This window comes from Imperialibacter sp., assembly GCF_048007035.1.
In the GTDB taxonomy this organism is placed as follows: Bacteria; Bacteroidota; Bacteroidia; order Cytophagales; family Cyclobacteriaceae; genus Imperialibacter.
Window position 1 is genome coordinate 3,506,863 of record NZ_CP180355.1, and the last position, 22,777, is coordinate 3,529,639.

Annotated in this window: 8 protein-coding genes and 1 tRNA gene; 7 read left to right on the forward strand and 2 right to left on the reverse strand. The window is 46.3% G+C overall.

The window, feature by feature from the left end; all coding sequences use genetic code 11:
- Nucleotides 1–21: 21 nt before the first annotated feature.
- Nucleotides 22–2,607: a DUF7133 domain-containing protein gene (locus ACMVP2_RS15035; RefSeq protein ID WP_416864106.1), complete on the reverse strand. Its 2,586-nt coding sequence runs from the start codon at nt 2,605–2,607 to the stop codon at nt 22–24.
- A 291-nt stretch (nt 2,608–2,898) separates the two neighbouring features.
- Here ACMVP2_RS15035 and ACMVP2_RS15040 point away from each other — a divergent pair, with 291 nt between their 5' ends.
- Both ACMVP2_RS15040 and ACMVP2_RS15045 read left to right on the forward strand, forming a co-directional pair.
- Nucleotides 2,899–3,120: a hypothetical protein gene (locus tag ACMVP2_RS15040; RefSeq protein ID WP_339786718.1), complete on the forward strand. Its 222-nt coding sequence runs from the start codon at nt 2,899–2,901 to the stop codon at nt 3,118–3,120.
- 3 nt (nt 3,121–3,123) lie between these two features.
- On the forward strand, nt 3,124–3,927 hold the full coding sequence (locus ACMVP2_RS15045) for a hypothetical protein (protein ID WP_416864107.1): 804 nt from the start codon (nt 3,124–3,126) through the stop codon (nt 3,925–3,927).
- A 73-nt stretch (nt 3,928–4,000) separates the two neighbouring features.
- Here ACMVP2_RS15045 and ACMVP2_RS15050 read toward each other — a convergent pair.
- A tRNA-Lys gene (locus ACMVP2_RS15050) sits at nt 4,001–4,073 on the reverse strand.
- 99 nt (nt 4,074–4,172) lie between these two features.
- Between ACMVP2_RS15050 and ACMVP2_RS15055 the strand changes: the two genes are divergently transcribed.
- From ACMVP2_RS15055 to ACMVP2_RS15075, 5 genes are all read left to right on the forward strand, one after another.
- Nucleotides 4,173–4,916 (forward strand): hypothetical protein, encoded by a 744-nt coding sequence (locus ACMVP2_RS15055; RefSeq protein WP_416864108.1) that lies wholly within the window; start codon nt 4,173–4,175, stop codon nt 4,914–4,916.
- A gap of 121 nt (nt 4,917–5,037) precedes the next feature.
- Nucleotides 5,038–13,428, forward strand: a complete 8,391-nt coding sequence (locus ACMVP2_RS15060) for an MBG domain-containing protein (RefSeq protein WP_416864109.1) — start codon at nt 5,038–5,040, stop codon at nt 13,426–13,428.
- 278 nt (nt 13,429–13,706) lie between these two features.
- A complete protein-coding gene (locus tag ACMVP2_RS15065) occupies nt 13,707–14,909 on the forward strand; it encodes a sialidase family protein (RefSeq protein WP_416864110.1) in 1,203 nt (400 codons plus the stop codon).
- A gap of 226 nt (nt 14,910–15,135) precedes the next feature.
- A complete protein-coding gene (locus ACMVP2_RS15070; protein ID WP_416864111.1) occupies nt 15,136–16,707 on the forward strand; it encodes a tetratricopeptide repeat protein in 1,572 nt (523 codons plus the stop codon).
- Between the two features lie 130 nt (nt 16,708–16,837).
- A complete protein-coding gene (locus tag ACMVP2_RS15075; RefSeq protein WP_416864112.1) occupies nt 16,838–22,696 on the forward strand; it encodes an Ig-like domain-containing protein in 5,859 nt (1,952 codons plus the stop codon).
- Nucleotides 22,697–22,777 lie beyond the last annotated feature (81 nt).

Genomic DNA, 22,777 nt, shown 5'->3' on the forward strand with positions numbered 1-22,777 from the left:
AGGGTGTAAGTGTCAGTAGGTTTATTGAGCTTTTGTTTTTGCCTCTTCCTGTTCGAGCATTTCTATATGGGTATTTAGCTCAGCAGCTGTCCATGGCACTACACGACCCTGTGAAGTCACTCTCGTTCCTCCCACAAAGCGCCCACTGACCGCACTGGCGCTATTGCCCCACTCATTTCTAATATAGGTCAAAATAGTGGCAATGCTTCTGTCGTCCAGGATCGAATGTGCGGGCATCACAGGCAGTATCTCAGGCGTGTTGTATGTTTTTCCAGCTACTTCAATGGGCCCCTCAATGCCATGTAATATAATCAATGCCAGGCGCTTGTCACTACCCGTCACCCATTCGGAGCCAGCAAGAGGCGGAGCAAACCGGCTTATTCCGGCACCGTCGGTGCCATGGCAACCGGCACAGGTGGTCAGATAATTTTGCCGACCAAGAGCAAATGCTTCACGTTCCTGATCATTTAACGTGTTTCCTGCAGCTTGTGCTATGGCTTCCACTTTATGTCCCGGCCACTCAAACATGACATTTAGTGAGGCAAGCTTTGACGCTTCGATGACAGTCTGAGGCTTGGTGAGAATGATGGGGGCGGAAGCCAGCTTTATTGGCCCTTTTTTGCTGGCACTGCTTTGTTGAATGGCTAAGCCAGTTAGTACGGTGTTTTCCTTCCAGCCGAATGCTGCTTCGTTCACATTCAGCATCGCCAGGAGTGCGCCGAGCTCCTTTGAATCTCTTTTATTGACGATGGAGGTGGCGAGCATTTCAAGAAATATTTCTTTCGGCTGCGACTGACCCTTCCAGTTGGGTGACTTCCAAAGCCGCTGCAGAAAGGCAAATTCCTGATCTTCCAGGCTGCTCATCACAGCGTCACGAATCAGTGGCGAATCGGAGTGCTTTGCTGCTATTTCTTCCAAAACTTGCTGAGCCGCATTCGACGTAAGAGCACTGGCGCTAAGCGCTATTTGTAGCACCTGCTTAATGTCTGCTGATTGGTTGCTATTGAGCAGAGCGGTTTCCAGCTTCGTTTGAATTCCAGGGTTTTTCTCGGCAATAGGCTCGAGAATTCGGAGTGCGGTTGATTGTATCAGTGGGCTTTTGTCAGATAATAAACTGAGAAGTAAATCAGTGTTGGTTTGGTCAAGACCTTCCAGTGTCCACAGGGCATGGAAGCGAGCAAGGTCGTTTCCATCATTTTTTGCAAAGCTGATAAGATCAGCCACTACTGAAAGGTCACTTCTTTCCACTAGCAGCCGTTGCACCATGTCTCTTTGCCAGCCATCAGGATGAGAAAGCAAGTCAATAAGCTCTGTGGATGATGCGGAAGACAGTTTTTGGTTTTTGACAGGCTGCCCGTCTTCAGGAACAATGCGCCAAATGCGCCCCATATGGATGGGTTGATCCAAGTGGCGCTCCAATGTTTTTTCTTTTAAATAAGGTGTGGCGTATTTTCCATCCTGAATGATGCCGTGATACATGTCGACAATGTACAATGCGCCGTCCGGGCCTGCCATGGCGTTTACCGGCCTGAATCTTTCGTCAGTCGATGCCAGGAACTCTGTGCCCGGATGGGGGTCGTTTGCGCTTAATATTACGCCGCTTTCTGTAACCACATTTCGCTTTACCAAGTTGCCGGCAGGCTCACACACAAATGCATTGCCATAGTATTCAGAGGGGAAAAGAGTACTTCTGAGCACCAATGGTGAGCATGCAGCCGTAAACTCAATTAATTTTTCGCTTTCATCGAGCGTGCCTGGAATATAGCCCCTGTTCACTGCAGGTGTTGCACGGATGGGGTATACCCTGCGGTCGATAGTGAGGCCGTGGTCTATGCCAGTTGATGGCTTATGGTTTTTGTTTCGGCTTAGGTAGTTGGGTGGCACAAGGTCACCATGAAGCTGAGACCAGTTGTAGTTGTAGAAAAGCCGGCCTTCGTCGTCATGGCTCACGCCCCACTGCCCCCGGAATTCGGTGCTGTCCCTTACCCACTCGTCGTTTACCAAACGGTACCGAAGTCTTGATTTGACGCTGTAGTACCAGTTGTCTGTGTTGAGCAAAAGCCCGTTGTCTGAGTGCTCCACCAGGCCGTTGCTGGAATAGGTAGAGTCGAGCAGGATTTTCGTGTCGGCCTTGAAGTCGCCGTCCGTGTCCTGGGTAATCCAAAGCGCTTTGTTTTCAGAAATCAGTGCTCCGCCCTTTATCAGCCCTATGGACCTTGGCAGCACCAGGCTATCGAGATAAATGGTGCTTTTGTCCATGGAGCCGTCTCCATCAATATCTTCCAGAATAGAAATTCTTCCCAGGCGGCTGGTCTCATCGTGGCCTTCGATGTCAACCATATAGCCACGCATTTCAGCTACCCAAAGTTTACCGTCTTCATCGAATACCGCAAATACCGGCTCCTGAACCATAGGCTCACTGGCTACCAGTTGGATTTTCAGACCAGGCTCCAGCTGGAAGGTGGCCAGCTCTTCTTCTGGTGTTTTTACTGATGAATCGTCTTTGTTGGCGGGCTTGTTTGTGCTGGAACAAGCTGCGAGGAAATAGAGTGAAATGGCAAAAGAGAACAAACGAGCCAGAGGCGTTGTGTCGCAAAACTTTCTCAAGGAAATGTATTTTATGTTTAAGCAGGTATAACCGTCCACACAAATGTATTGTTGTATGGTTAGCTACAATTTGATACATCTTGTCTGGATACACAAGTATGTTTTACAATAACGGTATGGTGGTGTGGGTAAGGTGGCGACGACTTGATGAGATAGTTTCTGTAATATAATTGTTACAGGTTATGGGATATTTACATTGAGGGTGACTGTGGTTAAGAGCAGTCTGTGTTAGGATTATCGTGACATATCGTTTGGTGTTTAATCAGGCACTTACAGTGTAGCCCCAATCCGGTGGACAAAAACTTAATTGTAAAACAATCAAATGAGGTAGGCACAGAAGCTACTTTGGTTCGTCTGATTGGATTAAAAAGAGAAGTATTTGTCTCCACAATCATTAACCGGGATAGGAGTTTTGTTGAGTTGGATGTTAAAGACATGCCACTGGGTATTTATGTATTGGAAGTTCATGGCGATGGATTATCTGAACAAAGTAAAATCATAATTAACCGATGATATATGAACCTGATAAACAAAGCGATAGGGCTTTTATTGGCTTCATCCTGTTTTTTCGCTTGCGGTGAAAAAGATGACAATACTGAAAGTGGTGAGCAGGACCAAGACTCGGTTAACGTCGTAGCCGAGCAATGTTTACATTCCGGAGAGCTGAAGCAAGATCTATATGCTATAGTATCAAATATACCCGACGGCGGCGGTTTCATTTACAAGCCAGGTATTGTAGACACCACCCGCATGCGGCAATATGTAGGTGCCTGGATGCCCTATGTCTGCAATGGCTTCCCGGATAGCCTGAAACAGGAGGGCCTGGAATTGCTGGTAACCATTTCTGACAAAACGGTAGGCGAGACCAGTCTCAGTGTCTCAACCATTGATTTGGTTGAAGTGGCGCTCTTAAAAGATCAATTGGATAAAGACCCGAGAAACGGCGACGGTGTGTCAACTGCTGATATTAACATTTCGCAAGTTAAAGGTCCGTTTTATACTGGCTACGTCATCAATTCAACTTCGGAGTGGGAGGCGGTCAGCCAACAAACAGGTGCAACCATGGGGGGCCTTGTAGATTTTGAAAGCCAAACGCTGCTTGGCTATAAGATCATGGTAGGCGGATGCTGGCCGGGAGGCCATTTTGAATTTCGTAGATTCATCCAGGATGCCGAACATCAATTTCGGCTACATATAGGCGTCAGAAGCTACGGTCTTTGCCAGGTGGGATATGCCCGTTGGCACTGGGTAACCGTCGATAAACTCACGCCAGAAGATGAGGTTGAGTTCTCTTACAAGGAAGAGGTGATCGCTAACTGAGTATATTGGCCGACAGCGACTTGGTGAGATAGAAAATAAAAAAGCCCAAGAAATTAATCTTGAGCTTTTTGAGTGATCCCGCTGGGGCTCGAACCCAGGACCCATACATTAAAAGTGTATTGCTCTACCAGCTGAGCTACGGAATCTTTTAACATTTATTAACCATCAAATAAGGAGGAATTTTGCTTTATTTGGCAGCCTTTCCTTAATTGCGCCCGTAAATGAGGTTGCAAAGGTAGTACTCTATGAATAATTTGCAAAGCTGGCATATAAAAATTTTCTTCTGTTTTTTCGTAAGCACATTTCTGACGCCAGAATATTCTTCTGCTCAATCAGTTAGCGCTGATTTGCTGAAAGCAGATTCATTGTTTGAACTAAAGAAGTACACTGAGTCATTCGACGAATATCAGACTGTTTTTGAGCAGGGGTTGGCTTCTCCCCAAATGCTGATGAAGATGGCGTTTATCAAGGAGGGGCTCGACGAGTACCCCGAGGCACTTTTTTACCTGACGAAGTACTACGATCTCACTCACAATAATCTTGTGCTTAAAAAGATCAATGAAATCGCCGAAAAGCAGGGCTTACTTGGCTACGACGTGACCGATGCCGACTTTATTATGTCGTGGTATTCGTTGTACTACGATCTCATTCTTACGGTAGTGATGTCGGTGATTTTTGTGCTGCTGCTTTTGCAAGTTTATCGTTTCCTTAAAAAGAAAGGCTTTTCAACAGGCCTCATGACCTGGCAGTTGATATTCGGGTTGTTCCTCGCTGTTGTTGTCAATTACCCATTCTCAAAACCGGAGGCTATTATTGTGGAACCGGCCACTTACCTCATGAAAGGCCCTTCTGCCGGCGCCCCCATGCTGGAAATTGTTTCCCAGGGTCACAAAGTGAAAGTCCTCGATGTCGGCCAAATCTGGACCAAGATCCTCTGGCAAGATGCCGAAGTGTATGTGCGGAGTGGGAGCTTGAAGCGGTTGGGGTGATTGCTTACTTTTTGTTTGTCTAATCAAGTTGTTTCTTGACTGTCAACAAATACTGATGCCAGCAATTTGTTGTTTGTAATATGTGTCGACTGTACTATTTTTAGCTCATAGTTGATCCAATATGAGCAGAAAATATACCCTTTTTATTGCCCTTCTTATTTTTCTCTCTTTTGAGGCCGTCTTTTGTCAGGAAATTTCCTGGACCTGGATGGCTGGGGAGAAAGAGTCGTATACATCAAATAATCCAAGGTATGGAGAAAAAAATGTTGGTTCGCCCCTTAACTGGCCTGGCTTCCGAGCTGGCTCGGTTACATGGACAGATCAGGATGGGAATATGTTTCTTTTTGGGGGATATGGCTTCGATCTTAGAGGAAACGTAGGGCAATTGAATGATTTGTGGGTATGGGATGGGGAAAGTTGGACTTGGAGGTCTGGTTCTAACCTTCGTCAGCAAGCGGGAAATTACGGTACCCTAGGCGTTGCTGATGATTCAAATACTCCAGGAGCCAGATCGTATTCGGAAGTCTGGGTAACTTCCGATGGCGAGATTTGGCTTTTTGGTGGTAACGGATATGACTCGGAGGGAAAGTTAGGAGCACTCAATGATCTTTGGAAATGGAATGCAGGTATGTGGACTTGGATGGCTGGGAGTGATTTGGCCAACCAGCCAGGGGATTTCAGTGAAGCATTTGATAACAACGGCCCGGGTGGTCGCAGCTCAGCTTTCTCGTGGGTCGACGGCGCAGACAATTTATGGTTGTTTGGAGGAGACGGCTTTGGTGCTGCTACAAGTGGAAGACTTAATGATCTTTGGAAATGGGATGGAACAAAATGGGAGCTAGTCGGCGGCGGGAACGTACCTGGGCTTAGGGGAGTGTACGGAGAAAAGGGGATTTCTGGTGAAGAAAACTTTCCTGGAGCAAGGAGTAGTGGAGTGAGCTGGGAAGATTCTTCAGGTAATTTTTGGCTATTTGGAGGAGGTGGGTATGCCGAATCTGGAACTATTGGTGTTCTTAGCGATTTGTGGATGTGGGATGGAGAGCTGTGGACTTGGTTTTCTGGCCCAAAGGATGCTAATCAGCCAGGAACCTATGGAATCCGGGGAACCCCATCTCCTGAGAACTTTCCAGGCGGAAGAAACCAAGCGATAGCTTGGACAGATGAATTTGACAACCTATGGATGTATGGGGGTGCAGGTTATTCAGAAACCACTCAAGTCGGTAATTTGAATGACCTATGGATGTGGGATGGGGCTGCCTGGGCCTGGGTAGATGGAAGCACTACAATCGACCAAAAGACAATCCTCGGCGGAGACGATCTAGGCTCGGCTAAGGATTTTCCTGGAGGAAGATACGGTGCGAGTGTCTGGAAGAAGGAATCGTACATCTTTATGTATGGGGGTTTCGGACAAAACTTAGATGAGGCAGAAGGGCGTTTGAATGACTTTTGGACTTGGGATGGAGATTCCTGGACTTTCGTTGGTGGACAACACCTATTTAATAGAAAGGGTAACTATGGAACCAATGACAATAGTTTTAACTACGAACCGGCTCCGTCGGGTAGATCAAACTCTCATGGTTGGATAGATAGTGACAATAATGTTTGGATTTTTGGCGGCTACGGAAGCGATGAGAATGGTAATCTTGGCAGATTGAACGATTTATGGAAGTGGGATGGCTCAAATTGGGAGTTTTTAGATGGCTCTACCAAAGTATATGACAACGGGAGTTATTCAGAACTTGGTAGTTTTTCTCCTAACAATTTACCACCAGCCAGGTCAGGAGGAACGTATTGGACAGACGATGCAGGCAATTTTTACGTCTTTGGGGGACAGTTCTCGTCTGGGTATATGAACGATCTCTGGAAATGGGATGGGGCGTCTTGGATGTGGGTGAATGGCTCTAGCGAAAGAAATCAGGGTGGGAATTATGGAGCCAAAGGTATTCCATCGCCGTCAAATTTACCTGGGGCAAGATATGGGATGGCAGTGACACGAGATCGCCATGGAAATTCTTGGATGTATGGTGGATATGGTATTGATGGAGACGGCAACACTGGTCTTTTAGAGGATTTATGGAAGTGGGATGGCGTTGAATGGACTTGGATAAGTGGCAGCCAGTTGAGAAACCGACCTAGTTCATACGGAGAAATAGGAGTCTCGTCATTGTCGAATAACCCTGGTGGTCGAAATAATACTGTCATATGGTTTGACGACAACAACCAATTGTGGCTTTATGGCGGGGCCGGTAGTGATGGGAATGGAAACGAAGGGAACTTCTCGGATCTTTGGAAATGGGATGGAGAAATGTGGACTTGGGTCGACGGCAGTAATCTGTTGAATATCGAACCTGTTTATGGAAGTTATGGGGTTCCGTCAGAGACTAATAAAATAGGAAGCAGAGGCGTTCCTGCAAATTGGGTGGATAATAGGAATAACTTGTGGCTTTTTGGGGGAGGAGGAACCGACTTTAATGAAGGCCTTGGAGACTTTTGGAAATGGGATCAAGAAAATTGGGTTTGGTTTGGCGGAAGCGAGATATCAGACCTTGGCGGCAACTACGGTATGCTTGGAACCCGTGACCCGATGAATATACCAGGTGCCAGATGGTATTCTGTCTCTTTCGTTGACTCTAAAGGCGACTTCTGGCTTTTTGGTGGTCGTGGGATGGATGGAAATGGGCAGCATGGTCGACTCAACGACCTCTGGAAGCTATCCATCATCACCGAGACTCAGGAGATTACATTCGATGAGATTCCTGTAAAGAAGTTTGGCGATGGAACGTTTGACTTGGTAGCTTCAGGAGGAGGGTCAGGGCAGCCAATTGTTTTCACGAGCAACAACGAAGAGGTAGCAACGATCGAGGGAAACCAGGTAACAATTGTAGGAGTTGGGGAAGCAACGATCAAGGCCACCCAGGCTAGATATGGTGTATATCAAGCCGCTGAACCAGTAGAGAGAACCCTTGTTGTGAGGAAAACGGAGCCTGAGTTTCAATTTGCATTCAACGCTAGGGATACGCAACTTTCTGGAGGTGAGGTAAAGGCATGGGACGTCGATATCGACACTGATGGAAACATTTATGTCATAGGATACTTTAGTGAGTCAGCCGATTTCGACCCAGGGCCAGGCACATTTTTCCTCACCTCGTTAAGCAACCGTGACATATTTGTTGCTAAGTATACTCACGGAGGAAGTCTCCTTTTCGCAAAATCGATAAGTAGCATAAACTCACTTTATGGAAATAATATAGCTCTGACTAATGAGGGGGATTTTTGGATTTCGGGAACAATAAATGGAACAGTAGACATAGATCCAGGGGAAGGGGTCTATCCTTTGACGGCAAACAATCAGGTTTTTATTGCCAAGTATAATAGCGAGGGAGAACTCTTGTTTGGCTACGTGTATGGTGGAGAGGGAACATCTAATGACGTCGAACTGAAAGTTGACAGCTTTGGGAATGCGATTTTGACGGGAAACTTTTCAGGAACACTGGACATCACCCATCCTGAAGGAAGAAAGATTCTTCAATCAACAGGCAATACAGACGTCTTTCTGGTAAAGTGTTCTCCTTCAGGAGCACTTCTTTATGGGAATAAATTTGGCGGTTATGACTATGACAGTTCTTCATCGCTTTCCATTGATGCTTATGGAAATGCATTTGTAGCGGGCAACTTTAAGGGCACCATTGATTTCGACCCTGGCCCGGAAGTAGTCAATCTGGTCTCAGCCGGAAATTACGACGTTTTTCTGTCAAAGTTTGATGAAAACGGAAAGTTTGCATTTGCTAAAAGGATTGGTGGCAGCGGAGTTGATTACTGTAGTTCTATTACCGTTGATATCCACGACAATTTATGGATGACAGGCACTTTTGGTGGGACAGTCGATTTTGACCCAAATGCCGAATCATTTTTATTGACGGCCTCCGGAGGGGTTGATATCTTCATTGCCGAATTCTCGCTTTCGGGGGAGTTGACAAAAGCAAAAAGTATCGGTGGAAATAGTGGTGAATCAGTTGATGGCATTACCCTGGATCAGAGTGGAAATCTGTACATCAAAGGCTACCTGCATTCTGATATGGATTTTGATCCGGGGCCGGGCTCCTTTGTGTTCGACCAGGACCTGTTCTCTACTAATTATTATTTTGCCAAATATAATTCTGATATAGACTTCATATATGCGGCCAAAATCAAAACAGAGCAGTTGGCTGAATTAACTTCTTTTAAGACACTTGGTGATGATGGTCTAATTTTGGTTTGCTATGGAGAAGGAAATGTGGATATGGATCCAGATGAGGCTGTCTACGACGGTGGTGAGCTTCAAAAATATGCTGTAAACACTTTTATTGGAATATATTCTCCGGAAGGGCAAATGGAATCTGTTATTCAATTGGATGACCTTTCTGCAGTATGGAGTGACGATGCCGGACAGGCAATTGAAATTGACGGTGAGGGCAATGTCTACGTCGCTGGGTATGTTGGTGGGGTGACTGACTTTGACCCGGGGCCAGGTATTGAAGAGCTAAATACCAAAGTGATGCGTGCCCAATTTCTTTCAAAATATGACCAGCATGGGAATCTGATTTTTGCAAAAGCGGAGGAGAACGACGTCTCTTTTTCTGAAGTTGAAGACATGGTAATAGACGGCCAGGGAAATATTTGGATTACAGGCTATTTTAATGGAACCAAAGATTTTGACTTAGGGATTGGGGAATATTTGATAGAATCTCACGGAAGTGACGATGCTTTTTTAGTCAAATATAATAGCGCTGGAGATTTTCTGTTTGCAGAAAACATAGGAGGAACCGGCTATGACAGAGGAAATGCCCTTAGTTTAGACAATAACGGTGATGTCTTGATTGCAGGATACTTTAGCAGCTCTGTAACTGTTGAAATTGAGGATGACTTGGCCTCTTTTTCTTCCTTTGGCGGGAGCGATGTCTTTTTTGCAAAGTTTACCACAGATGGGCAAATGGTTTTTTTTAAACAAGTCGGCGGAACAGGAAGTGAGTGGGGGCACTCGGTGACCGTTGATCGTGAAAATGATATCATCATTTCAGGGCTTTATTCTAGCAGTAGCATTGATTTTGATCCAAGCGAAGTAGTTTTCTCGTTGACTAAACTTAACCCAAATCAGTTTTTTTCAGATGGTTTTTTTGCCAAGTATGATGAGGATGGCAACTTCAAACTTGCTGGCAACATGGGAAGCTATAGAGGTATGCGAGCAGCGGATGTATTGGTAGATTCTGATGATAATATAATAATCACAGGCACTTCTTCGGTAGGATTTTGGGTAGATAATAGTAGAGAAGGGCCTGCAAATGAAGGCCTGGAGGATGTATTTATTGCTAAGTATAGCTCCCAGGGTGAGTTCATTAAAGTCGATATAATAGGAGGCAACCTTGAATCATTAGGTCTAACTGAACTTTTATCTTCTAAAATGGACGGCGACGATAATATTTATATTACCGGTCGCTTCAATAGCGTGCCTGATTTCGATCCGGGAGAAGGTGTTTTGGAGGTGCAGACTAAGGGCGGCTACGACATTTTTCTTTCGAAATTTAATAAGAATGGAAATCTGGTGTATGCAAAGTCGATGGGCGGAATTTTGGATGACGCAGGCAACGACATTGCCATCGGAGCAAACGGCGAAGTCTGGGTGACGGGGCAATTCGCTAATACGGTTGACTTCAATCCTACGTTAAAGCAGTCCAACCTTTCAACGATCAATAATACTGGGGATATATTCCTGGCGAAATTTGAGGAAAAAACTGCTCAGCAGATAGTGTTTGAAATTGATGAAAGTAAAACATATGGAGATGTTCCTTTCGAAATTAGCGCAAGTGCCCCGGAGGCCGAAAACGCAGTTTCATATGCAAGCTCAGACACAAATATTGCCGAGGTATCAGGCAGTACCGTCACTATTAATGGAGCGGGGAAGGTAACACTATTTGCTGTGTTGGAAGGAGATGCTTTAAACCCTTACACTGAAGAAGGAAGGGAGCTCATTATCGAGAAAGCCCCGTTGGAAATAATAGCGCAGGATATAGAGTTGGAATACGGCGTTGATCCCAATGATCATTTCAGTGTGGTATATGAAGGCTTTGTATACGGGGAAGACCAGAGTAATTTGATTGGAGCCCAAAGTTTCAGTATTGTCCTGCGTCCGGATGTGGGATTCTATTCAAATAGAATAATACCTCGTGGCGTCACATCTAATAATTATGCCATCCACAATCAATATGGCGATCTTCGAGTCGTCGCAAAAAATTTGTATGTAATTGGCAATGATATCACCGTCCAATATGGGGATGATGTTAACGATTTGTTGTCGGTAACATACGATGGCTTCGCTTATGACGACAATGAAAATGGTGACTCAAACGGTAATGAAACGCTGTGGGGTCAACTTGAGTTCGAACAAATAGACCAAGTGGAAAGAGGCCTATATGAAGATGCGATAGTGCCCAGTGGATTGACGAGCAACGCAAATTATAACCTGTTTTTTCAAAACGGTGATCTGATCATTGACAAGCGAGAATTGACTGTGACAGCGGATGATATAGCAATTCCCTATGGGAGTTCCATCCCTGATCTTACATACAACATTACCAACTTTGCTTTTGACGACACGGAAGATTTGCTGACTAGCAACATCGAAGTTAGCACTTCAGCTGTTCAGGGAGATATACCTGGCGAGTACGTGATTGAGGTGTCGGGTGGGGAGGCAGACAATTATTCGTTCAAATATATAACAGGCACCCTCACCATTGAGAAACTACAGCCGGACATAACTTTTGATGAAATTGATGATAAGATCTTTGGAGATCCAGCATTTGAGCTTGTGGCTGCGTCTAACATCGAAGGAGACATTACTTTTTCAAGTTCAGATGAAAGTATAGTTGCCATCGGAGGTAGTATAGCAACAATTGTTGGGGCAGGTGAAGTGACCATCACTGCGCATAAGGCAGGCGATGATCGGTACGGTGACGCCGAAGTCGAACAGTCATTAGTTGTTGATAAAGCGCCCCAAACGATCACCTTCTATCAGCCAGAATCAGCTGTTTATCGAGGAGATGATGTTGAGCTTGTGGCTTCATCGACGTCGGAGCTGGAAGTTGTTTTTCAGAGCTCTGATGAATCAGTAGCAGTAGTTGTAGGCGCAAAAGTTGAAATAGCAGGGGTTGGCGCAGCCACTATTACAGCCTCACAATCCGGTGACGACAATTACCAGGCCGCCAGTGCCGTGGAGCGGGTCTTTACCGTTGGCAAGGCTTCACAGACAATCACTTTCGGAGAATTATCGAGTAAAACATTTGGAGATGAATCTTTTGAACTGTCTTCAAATAGTGACTCGGGTCTTGAGGTCGCCTTTCTTAGCTCAGATGAAGCCGTGGCAACAATTGAGGGTTCGCTAGTGACGATCATTGGGGCTGGAGAAACAACCATCACGGCCAGCCAGTTAGGCAACGCTAACTATGCTATGGCTTCAGATGTCGCTCAAACCCTGACAGTAGACAAAGCAATGCAGGTCATCACCTTTGCTAATATAGAAAATCAGGTTTTGAGCACAGGTAGCATAACTCTTGAAGCGGCTGCAAGCTCAGGACTGGTGATTACTATTGACGTGGTAGGCCCTGCAACTCTTGATGGAGCTAGCCTCACCTTTACAGGTTCTGGAGACATTACACTAACCGCAAACCAGGAGGGCAACGCAAATTACCTGGCAGCTGAGTCGGTGTCGAGAAGTTTTGTGGTGATTGACGACACTGTTGTAGAACCTGAGAAAGAAGATCAGACTATCACATTTGATGCGATGGGAGATAGAATCTTTGGAGACGCACCTTTCGAAATCTCAGCTACTGCCAGCTCTGGTTTGTCAGTTGTCTTTTCGGTGAGTGATGGCCCCGCCACAGTTGATGGGCCTGTTGTTACCATTACAGGTGCTGGTGCGGTTACTATTGCGGCAAACCAGGAAGGAAATGAGGTTTACAATCCGGCCAGCGCTGTAAGCCAAACTTTTGTGGTGAACAAAGCTGTGGCTGAAGTCACACTGTCTCAACTGGAACAAGTGGCCGACGGTTCCCCGAAAGGTGTGCAGGTTTCCACCAACCCACAAGGACTCAATGTTGAGATTACGTACAATAGGTCGGCTGAAGCACCGTCGGAAGCAGGCAGCTACGATGTGGCGGCTGGCATTGTGGAAGAAAACTACCAGGGTAGTGCTGAAGGTGTGCTTGTCCTCGAAGAAATTGAAACAGGAATCGGGATTGATGAGGAATATATAGTCGTTTTTCCCAACCCTGTATCAAAAGAGCTTACGATTGATATCAAGGCTGAGATGAGCGGTAAGATTTACCTTTTTGATATGCTTGGTAGGAGAAGACTGGAAAAGGCGTTGACTTCCCAAAGAACTGTTTTAAATCTACAACATCAGCCTGCTGGGATCTACCTGCTGGTAATTGAAAACGAAAGAGGCGATGTCTTGAAACAAATGAAAGTAAGAAAAGAGTAGTTGCTCACGATCATCTGAATAGTTGGCCCCTCGATGCCGGCCAAATCTGGACCAAGATCCTCTGGCACGATGCCGAAGTGTATGTGCGGAGTGGGAGCTTGAAGCGGTTGGGGTAGATTTCTCTTAAGTGTATCTTTTGACCGCTGCTTTTGGTCGAAGTAGTTATTTACTCATGTGTTTGATATTTTGCTGAATGCAAAGGGAGGGTGGCTGCCGCTGACCGGCACCGCAAATCCCTGTCGAGCATTGATGAATGTGAATAACTACCCTGATTCTCCATGAAGAAAGTGATGAACGTTGTCGCCCTGTTACTGATTGGCGCTCTGAGTGTTGCCGGTCAAACAGCCCAGGTAAATGTCAATGAGCCCATTCTGCCTGCAGACTGGAACCCCAAACTAGCGGCTGATTTGGTGATGGCCAACTTAATCAAAGTCACCAGCCCGGAGGCGAAAGGAGCTCATGATGCCTCCTTTGTGATGGTAGGGAGCCACGCTTACATAGCTACCATGATCAACGATGTGCGGCCAGGCGAAAACCCGGAATGGCCCTACGTTTACAATGCCCTTTCAATTGTAAATATTGAGACGCAAAAGGTTGAGCGAATTATTCCGTTCGTAAAAGGAGGGCAGGCTTTCGACAATGCCACACTACCTGAAGGAGCATGCTTTGTTCCCCGAATCATACAAATGAGCAAAAGGTACTTGCGCTGTTTTTTCGCCAGTGAAGAGCCGGGCAAGCGGCAGTCGCAGGTGTGGTACATTGACTTTGATCTCAAAAAGCAAGGGTTCAGAAGTCAAATATATAAAGCCAAAATCAAGACAGCCGCTGGCGTTTTTGATATGCAGCCGCAATACTACTACGAAGATGCTGTCGCTAATGGGCTGATCAGAAAGCCGGTCGATTATGGGCTGTATGTATTTGAATTCAAGGAAATTGATGGAAAAATATACGCCGTACTTAATAACTTTCCGGGCAGGCAAAATGGGCTTGCTGTGCTCAATAAGAAGTTCGATACGTTTGAGTTGCTTGGGCATTACAATGAACCCAACGACCTGAAGCTGAGTGAGTCTGCGGTTAACCAACTGCCTGATGGTAGCTGGCTGGCTATTTGCAGAACGGAGTCGGGAAGTTTAAACTATGCTTTCACTACCAGCACGAATGGTAGGGTTTGGACGAAAGCTGATCACCGGAAGTTTGTTCCCAATGGAACTAACTCAAAACCAACCTTTGATAAGTTCAAAGGCATTTATTATTTAGGCTGGCAGGAGTCGACCAAGGTTAACGGTGCCTTTCGGAGCGTCTTTAATATTGATGTTTCCCCGGATGGTATTCATTGGGAAAGGAAGTATCGTTTCGAGTGCGAAAGCTCTTTTCAGTACCCGAGCTTTGTGGAGCATAAGGGCAGTGTGTGGCTTACCGTGACCCAGGGAGATACAGATGCGAGCAGGAAGGAGCGAATTATGTTTGGCAGGCTGGAGTGATCTGGAGCGGCTATGATACATTGAAGTTGATGCGTTTTTTCAGCGGGTTCTTTCATATACAGCTTAAAAGAACACTTCCCGGGGCCTGGTGTGTATCCTGAAGGGCTGCAAAGCTTTCATCTCGGTTTAGGGATTGGATGCGGATAGATTTTACTACCATTTTCTTTTCGTTTTGTATAGATTTATTCCTCTTACCTTTTTTAATGCCCGTAGCTGCCGATTCCCTATGTATAAAAGAAGACTTTTGACCCTGGCCTGCTTGCCCGCTGTCATTTGCCTTGTATCATTTTCCTCTTTTGGGCAGACCGAAACCATTCCGGATAGCGTCATGGCCCAGCTGAGTGGGCTAACATCCATCAGGGAGAAAGTTACCTACCTCAACGAAGTGGCCTACGCTTTCAGAACCAGTGAGCCCGCCATCGCTTTCAGGCTTGCACGCAGAGCAAGGATGCTTGCGGACGACGATGAGTGGTTGACAGGAAGAACCAACATCACGCTTGCCCAGCTTCTTTTGTACACGGGGGAAATGGACTCCGCTGAAGTATTGCTGAAAGAGGCCAGCAAGATATTTTTGGAGCAGGAAGACAGTACCCTTTTAGCGCAATCCTTCTTTGAGCTCGGCACCTTGTATTACTATCAATCGAAGGATTCACTGGCGCTGGAAAACTTTTTCAAAGCACTGCCTATGTTTCAGGCATTGAAAAACGTTCGAGGTCAGGCGTTTATCTACAACAACCTGTCGAACCTGGTGAGCTATATGGATGATACACAAGGTGCCATTGACTATATGCTAAAGTCCATTGACCTGAAACAGCAGTTAGGAGAGGAGGCGCTGCTCGGTACCAGCTACCATAACCTGGGGAGGCTCTACTACAGGCTCGACAATGTGGACATGGCCATCAACTACTTTCGGATGAGCCTTCGGGTAAAGAAAAAATACAACAACATCAAAGGCCTTGCCACCACTTACAATTCTCTGGCAGGCATTCAGCTAAAGCTTAAACGAAACGACTCTGCTATCTTTTATCACCAGGAAGCTATTGCCATCGACAGGCAACTGCAGGATACGCTGGGATTGGCCAACGACGTGCTTTCCCTTGCTGATACTTACCTGGCGTTGGGTAATTTTAGCAGGGCGGTGCAGTACAGTGTGGAAGCGCTGAGTTATGCACAGGAACCAAGACTAGTAAGGGACACCCGGCAGGTGGTGGCTCAGAGCTACCAGGGGGTGGGCGATTACAGAAAGGCACTGGAATACTACCAGCTGTATATGAGCCTGAATGATTCTCTCACTAATGCCGATCGGCAGAAAAGTATCGACGAGCTAAGAGAAAAATACGAAACTGAAGAAAAGCAAAAGGAAATCATTCTACTGGCCAGAGAAAACGAAATTGCGGGGCTTGAGCTCGACAAAACCCGCAGCCAGCTTTACCTGGCTCTGGCGGCGGTAGTATTAGTGGTGGGTGGCGCTTTTGTGTTTGTGTGGAACACGCAGCTGAAGCGGAAACTGCTCAACGAAGAGATTACCAACCTGCGTAATCAGCTTAATTTATTGCTGGCCCCGGGAGATAGCCAGGGGGAATTGTCCATGGAAGTTGTAAATGGTAAGCTGACCTCGCCGTTAACTGAGCGGGAGTTTGAAATACTGCGGCTGGCCGTGTCAGATATGAATAACAAAGAGATTGCAGAGACGGTCTTTTTATCGGTTCACACCGTTAAGTTCCATCTAAGCAAGATCTACGAAAAGCTGGGTGTGAACGACCGCCAGGCCGCCCTCAAGTTCATTGCAACGAAATAGTCCTTTTTAATAAGCTCGTTTTCAGTTACTTGAAAAAACTAGCCACCCGGCTAGTAGCTGTTTCACCCGTGGTGGGTGAGGAGGAAGGGAGTGAATAAGAGAAAATTTGGTTTCACAAATCGCTGAAACCATGAAAAAATTATTACTCTTCTTTTTACTGAGCAGTGCTGTTCAAGGCATTGCTCAAACCCCAGTGTTTAAGTCCATCACTCCGTCGTTAAATCTCAATGGTGGATGGATAGGTATACGTAAGGGCGTAGTGGCAAGCAATGGCGACTACTACATTATCGGGTATTTTAATGGTGCTGTGGATTTCGATCCAGGTCCTAATGTGGTTAATGCACCTGACCCGGTTAATTTTCAGGCTGAAGACACTTATAACGATGCATTCATAGCAAAGTATAGCAGCACAGACGCATTACTTTGGGTGAAAGCGATGTGGACAAGGGGGCCGATGATTTCGCATAGTGGTCAAGAGCTTGACCCCTTGCTTTTTCTAAACGACATTACCATTGGAGCCGATGGAAATGTATACTTTATTGGGGATATCAAGGGAACCGCTGATGGAATTGGAGCACAGGTAACCGGTTTGCGATTGACAGCTGGAGAGTTTACAAGAGCATTTGTCAGAGGGCTGGATCCAACGGGTTCGCTCATTTTTAGCGCAGCAAATACTTATGGAGCCGGTATTAATATTGATTATTCTAGTGGTGAAGGAATAGCCGTTGATGGATCTGGTAACGTTTTTATTACGGGGCATCAAGCGGGAACAGTTAATGGCAATTACTCAGGTCCGCAACTACATGCTTACTACGCAAAATTCAATAGCTCGGGAGTGCGTATCAATCAAGGGTGGATGATACAAAGTCCCACTGGCGCATTGGATTACAATGCTAATAGGAATTCCCGAGGTAATGCTATCGCTGTTGATGAATCTGGAAACATCTATCTCACAGGATTTTTCGGTCAAAACGCTGACTTTGATCCCGGTGCTGGCACCAATATCATTAACTCTGTGAATTTAAAAGATGCTTTCATCGCCAAATGGACCAGCAGCAACGCCCTCTCCTGGGTAAGGACATACAGCACCGCTTCCGAGGGAACTGAAATTGAGTTGGATGGAAATGGAAATGTATATGCTGCTGTTGGCAACAATTTTATCAAACTAACCAATGCCGGAACAGATCGCTGGAATCGGAATTTAGGGTATGCTCATAGTTTTACCATCAACGCCAACAATGAGTTATTGGTGGCTCGTACAAATACTGAATTGCGTTTTTTGAAGCTTAGTTCGGCTAATGTGATTGCGTATGAAATAGCTCCAACGCTTGTCTCGGGAGACGGCACAGTTGCCAATAAAAGTTTTGTAGCCGAGTATGATAATGGAAATGTTCGTTGGATTAATAACTCAGTTTCCAATTACAACTACGGTAGCGGCCCCAGTGGTGTTTCTGGGAATGGCATATTTATCAGGTATGGTATAGCCAATACCGCCCCTACCAATATCCTACTTAGTGCCTCTTCCATTAATGAGAATAATGCGGTCAATGCGGTTATAGGGACACTAACAAGCACGGATGCAAACCCGGGTGATAGCCATGCCTACAGTTTGGTGGCTGGAACAGGAAGCACTGATAATGCAAGTTTCAATATTTCCGGCAATCAACTGAGAGCGAGCGTTGCTTTTAACTACGAAGCCAAGTCAAGCTATAGCATAAGAGTACGCACCAATGATGGGGAGGCTACTTTTGACAAAGTTTTTACGATTACCATCAATGATGTGGCCGAAGATTTGACTCCACCTGCTGTAGTAAGTCTAAGCCCCCTTGATGATGCTGCCAACATACCAGTGAACAGTAATTTTGTAATCACATTTAATGAGCCTATCAGTCTTATACCCGCAACAGTTTTGGTTGGATTCTTTAAGAATGGTGTACTGGATTTTACCTTAGGCACCAATTCACCATTTGTCAATATCTCCGGTAGCACCTTAACCATTGATCTCAATGTTGATTTGCTATCGGCCACCGCATATGCAATCTATTTCAACCCAAACATTCAAGATATGAGTGGCAATGTGGTGACCACACTTAATAACCAAACTTTCTGGAACTTCACCACTGCAAGCGCACCCAATTCAGCGCCCACCAACATTGCACTTAGTGCTACTTCTATCAATGAAAACAATGCGATCAATGCTGTGATTGGGACATTAACCAGTACCGATGCAAATCCAGGTGATAGCCATACTTACAGTTTGGTGACTGGTACAGGAAGCACGGACAATGCCAGTTTCAATATTTCCGGAAATCAACTTCGAGCCAGCGCAGTTTTTGATTACGAAACGAAGACCAGCTATAGCATCAGAGTTCGTACCAGTGATGGCACAGCTACTTTTGAAAAGCAGTTTACTATCACCATTAACAACCTGGCAGACACAGACGTGACACCACCAACGATATTGAGCTTTAGTCCTTTAGACAACTCAACGGGTGTAGCTCGTGATGCTGATTTGGTGGTGACTTTTAGTGAGCCTGTTCAGCCTTACTATTCTTTTGTAAAGGTGTTGAGAGTAGGAGGGGGAACTCCGGCTGCTTCGGGCTATCCCATTACGCAAACCGAACAATTTACGGTTTCCGGAAATCAGTTGATCATACATTTGTCAAACTCCAGCTATGCACTACCTCCTTACAACACAGAATATTACGTCACTATTGACAATGGAGCGGTTCGGGATTTGGCGGGGAACAACTTTGAGGGAGGCTTTGCCGATACTGAGACATGGAGTTTTACTACAGAGTCAGCACCCAATTCAGCGCCCACCAACATTGTACTTAGTGCTACTTCCATCAATGAAAACAATGCGATCAATGCTGTGATTGGTACATTAACCAGTACCGATGCAAATCCAGGTGATAGCCATACTTACAGTTTGGTGTCTGGCACAGGCAGCACAGATAATGCCAGTTTCAATATTTCAGGAAATCAACTGAGAGCAAGCGCCGCATTCAACCATGAAATAAAGTCTAGCTATAGCATAAGAGTAAGATCCAGCGATGGATCGGCAAATTTTGAGAAGGCTTTTACTATTACAGTCAATGATGTGAACGAGGCCCCGATCAATTATAGCCTGTCGAGCCACACGATTGATGAGGGGAATGCGGTTGGAGACGTTGTAGGCACATTTTCTACCGTGGATCTTGATGATGGTGACAGCCACACGTATAGTTTACAATCGGGTAGTGGCGATACCAACAATGCAAGCTTCAGCATCGTAGGCAATGCACTAAAGGCTAATATCGTCTTCACTTACCTGACGAAGTCCAGCTACTCAGTGCGGGTTCGCTCAACAGATGCTGGTGGATTGTTTGTAGAGCAGGCCCTATTGATCACTATCAATAGTACCGATGAGGACGCACCTGTTATTACAGCGCTAAGCCCGGTCAATAGCGCCACCGCTGTAGCTTTTCAGCCTAATCTGCTTATCACCTTTAATGAGGACGTTGACCTCAATACAGCAAGTAGCTCTGCATTCTTTCAGATTCGAACCGTTTCTGGCAACTTTTTGGAGCAGCAAATCGACTGGAGCTCCTCTCATGTGGAAGTTGTGAATGGAAACCAGATAAGTATTACAGGCATTGAACCGCTGTCAGCTAACACGGAGTTCTGGGTAAGAGCTTATAGTCTCGACAATGTGTTTGTAACTGATGCTTTAGGCAATGAGCTGCCCCCCTGGAATAACGACAATACATTTTGGAGGTTTACGACTGATAAGCAGGAGCAGACAATTACATTTCCCATCATCGATGATAAAACTTTTGGCGACGCTGCCTTTTCGCTCAATGCCGAGGCTAGTTCAGGCCTTCCTGTTACCTACGGTGTGATCGAAGGAAATGCAACTGTGCTAAACGGTATTCTTACCATTACCGGGGCTGGAGAGGTTACCGTTCGGGCCACTCAGGCTGGAGATGGAGATCACAAGGCTGCTGTTGCTGTCGAACGGACGTTTATGGTGAATAAAGCTGGTCAAGCGATTAGTGCGGATCCAATCAGTAATAAAACCATCATGGATATTCCCTTTGCTGTTTCAGCGACAGTAGGTTCCGGGCTCCCGCTGACCTTTGTGGTCAGCGGCCCGGCAACCAACGTGGGCAACCAGATAACACTCACCGGCGTGGCTGGTGAGGTAACGGTCACAATAACCCAGGCAGGCAATGCGAACTATTTGGCGGCTGAAAACAAGGTGTTGACTTTTCTGGTCACAGACCCGGCAAAAACAGACCAAACGATCACCTTCGCTGCAATTAGTGACAAAACCTACGGAGACATATTTACGCTAAGTGCTTCGTCGAACAGCGGGCTTGCAGTCGACTACCAACTGGTGTCAGGCCCTGCTTCGTTGAATGGAAGCGAACTGACACTCACAGGACTTGGTACTGTAACAGTGAAGGCTACTCAGGCTGGTGATGACGACTATAACCCGGCCGCTCAGGTCACCAGAAGCTTTGAAGTAGGCAAAGCTATGCTGACAGTAACAGCCGGGAACAAGCAAATGACCTACGGCGGAACCTTGCCCGACCTCACTTATACCGTTACTGGTTTTGTGAACAGCGAAACGGCCGATGTTATAGTAGGCGGCATAGAAGCAACAACAGAAGCTTCAGCCTCATCCGATGCAGGCGACTATGCCATTGCCGTGAGTGGTGGTAGTGCCGACAACTACGAACTGAACTACGTGGAGGGTACCCTTACCATTGGCAAGGCTGATCAGCTCATCACCTTCGGGGCGCTGGAGGCCAAAACATTTGGTGATGCGTCATTCGAACTGAGCGCCACGGTTGACACTGGCCTGGAGCTAACCTACAGCGCTTCAGAGGAAGCAGTAGCGACAATTGATGGCAGCAAAGTAACCATAGTAGGTGCAGGCAACGCCACCATCACCGTGGCCCAGGCAGGCAGTATCAATTATAATTCAGCAGAAGCAACGCAGGAGCTTACCGTCAACAAAGCAGGGCAAAGCATCACTTTCGAAGCAATAGAAAACCATTTGCTTAGTGCCGGCGGCATAGCGTTAACTGCAACTGCCAGCTCAGGACTGACTGTTGGCTACGAGGTAAGCGGGCCAGCGACATTAGCAGAAACAACATTGACCTTCACGGGGGCAGGAGATATCACGGTAACTGCCAGTCAGGCCGGGAATGTGAATTACATGGCAGCGACAGCATTGCCGAGGACCTTCACAGTAACCGATGATACTCCTGTTGACCCTGTGAAAGAGGATCAGACGATTACTTTCGAAGCCATAGGCGACAAAACTTTTGGTGACCCAGCCTTCGATTTGATGGCCACTGCCAGCTCAGGGTTGCCGGTAAGCTACACTGTAACCGGCTCTGCCACCATTAGCGGAAGTACTGCAACAATCACAGGTGCAGGCAGTGTCACGATCACAGCAAGCCAGACGGGTGATGATAGCTTCAATGCAGCGGCCAATGTGACTCAAAGCTTTATTGTAAATAAAGCCACCGCCACTATCACCTTGTCGGATCTGGAGCAGGAAGCAGATGGTGCACCGAAGATGCCGACCGCCGTGACTGATCCTGCTGGTTTGGAAGTGGTATTCACTTTTAATGGAGAGGCAATCATTCCTGTCGCTGCCGGAAGCTACACGGTGGTGGCGACTATCAGTGACACCAATTACCAGGGCATCGCAGAAGCTGTATTTGAATTAACCGAGGCGGTCGAGACTGGTGTGGACGATGAACTAAGCCAGGTGTTGGTCTATCCAAACCCATTTACAGAAGCGATCAAAATTGAAGGCAAGAACCTCAGTGCGATTCGCTTACACAACCTGAATGGGCAGCTAATGCTTGAAAGAGCCGCAACCGACAAAATAGAGCTTACTATTCCTGATTTGGTGCCTGGTGTTTATCTCCTTTACCTGGTTGATGAAGAAGGAAGGTCGACTGTCAAAAGGATGGTAAAGAAATAGTAGATCCCCCACAACAACAGGATTTATTACTTGTGAAAAACCGGCTTCATCGGACGAGGCCGGTTTTCTTTTTACTAAATT

Coding starts and splice junctions, on each gene's coding strand:
- ACMVP2_RS15045 (WP_416864107.1), top strand. CDS start 3,124: ATGAACCTGATAAACAAAGCGATAGGGCTTTTATTGGCTTCATCCTGT.
- ACMVP2_RS15055 (WP_416864108.1), top strand. CDS start 4,173: ATGAATAATTTGCAAAGCTGGCATATAAAAATTTTCTTCTGTTTTTTC.
- ACMVP2_RS15060 (WP_416864109.1), top strand. CDS start 5,038: ATGAGCAGAAAATATACCCTTTTTATTGCCCTTCTTATTTTTCTCTCT.
- ACMVP2_RS15065 (WP_416864110.1), top strand. CDS start 13,707: ATGAAGAAAGTGATGAACGTTGTCGCCCTGTTACTGATTGGCGCTCTG.
- ACMVP2_RS15070 (WP_416864111.1), top strand. CDS start 15,136: ATGTATAAAAGAAGACTTTTGACCCTGGCCTGCTTGCCCGCTGTCATT.
- ACMVP2_RS15075 (WP_416864112.1), top strand. CDS start 16,838: ATGAAAAAATTATTACTCTTCTTTTTACTGAGCAGTGCTGTTCAAGGC.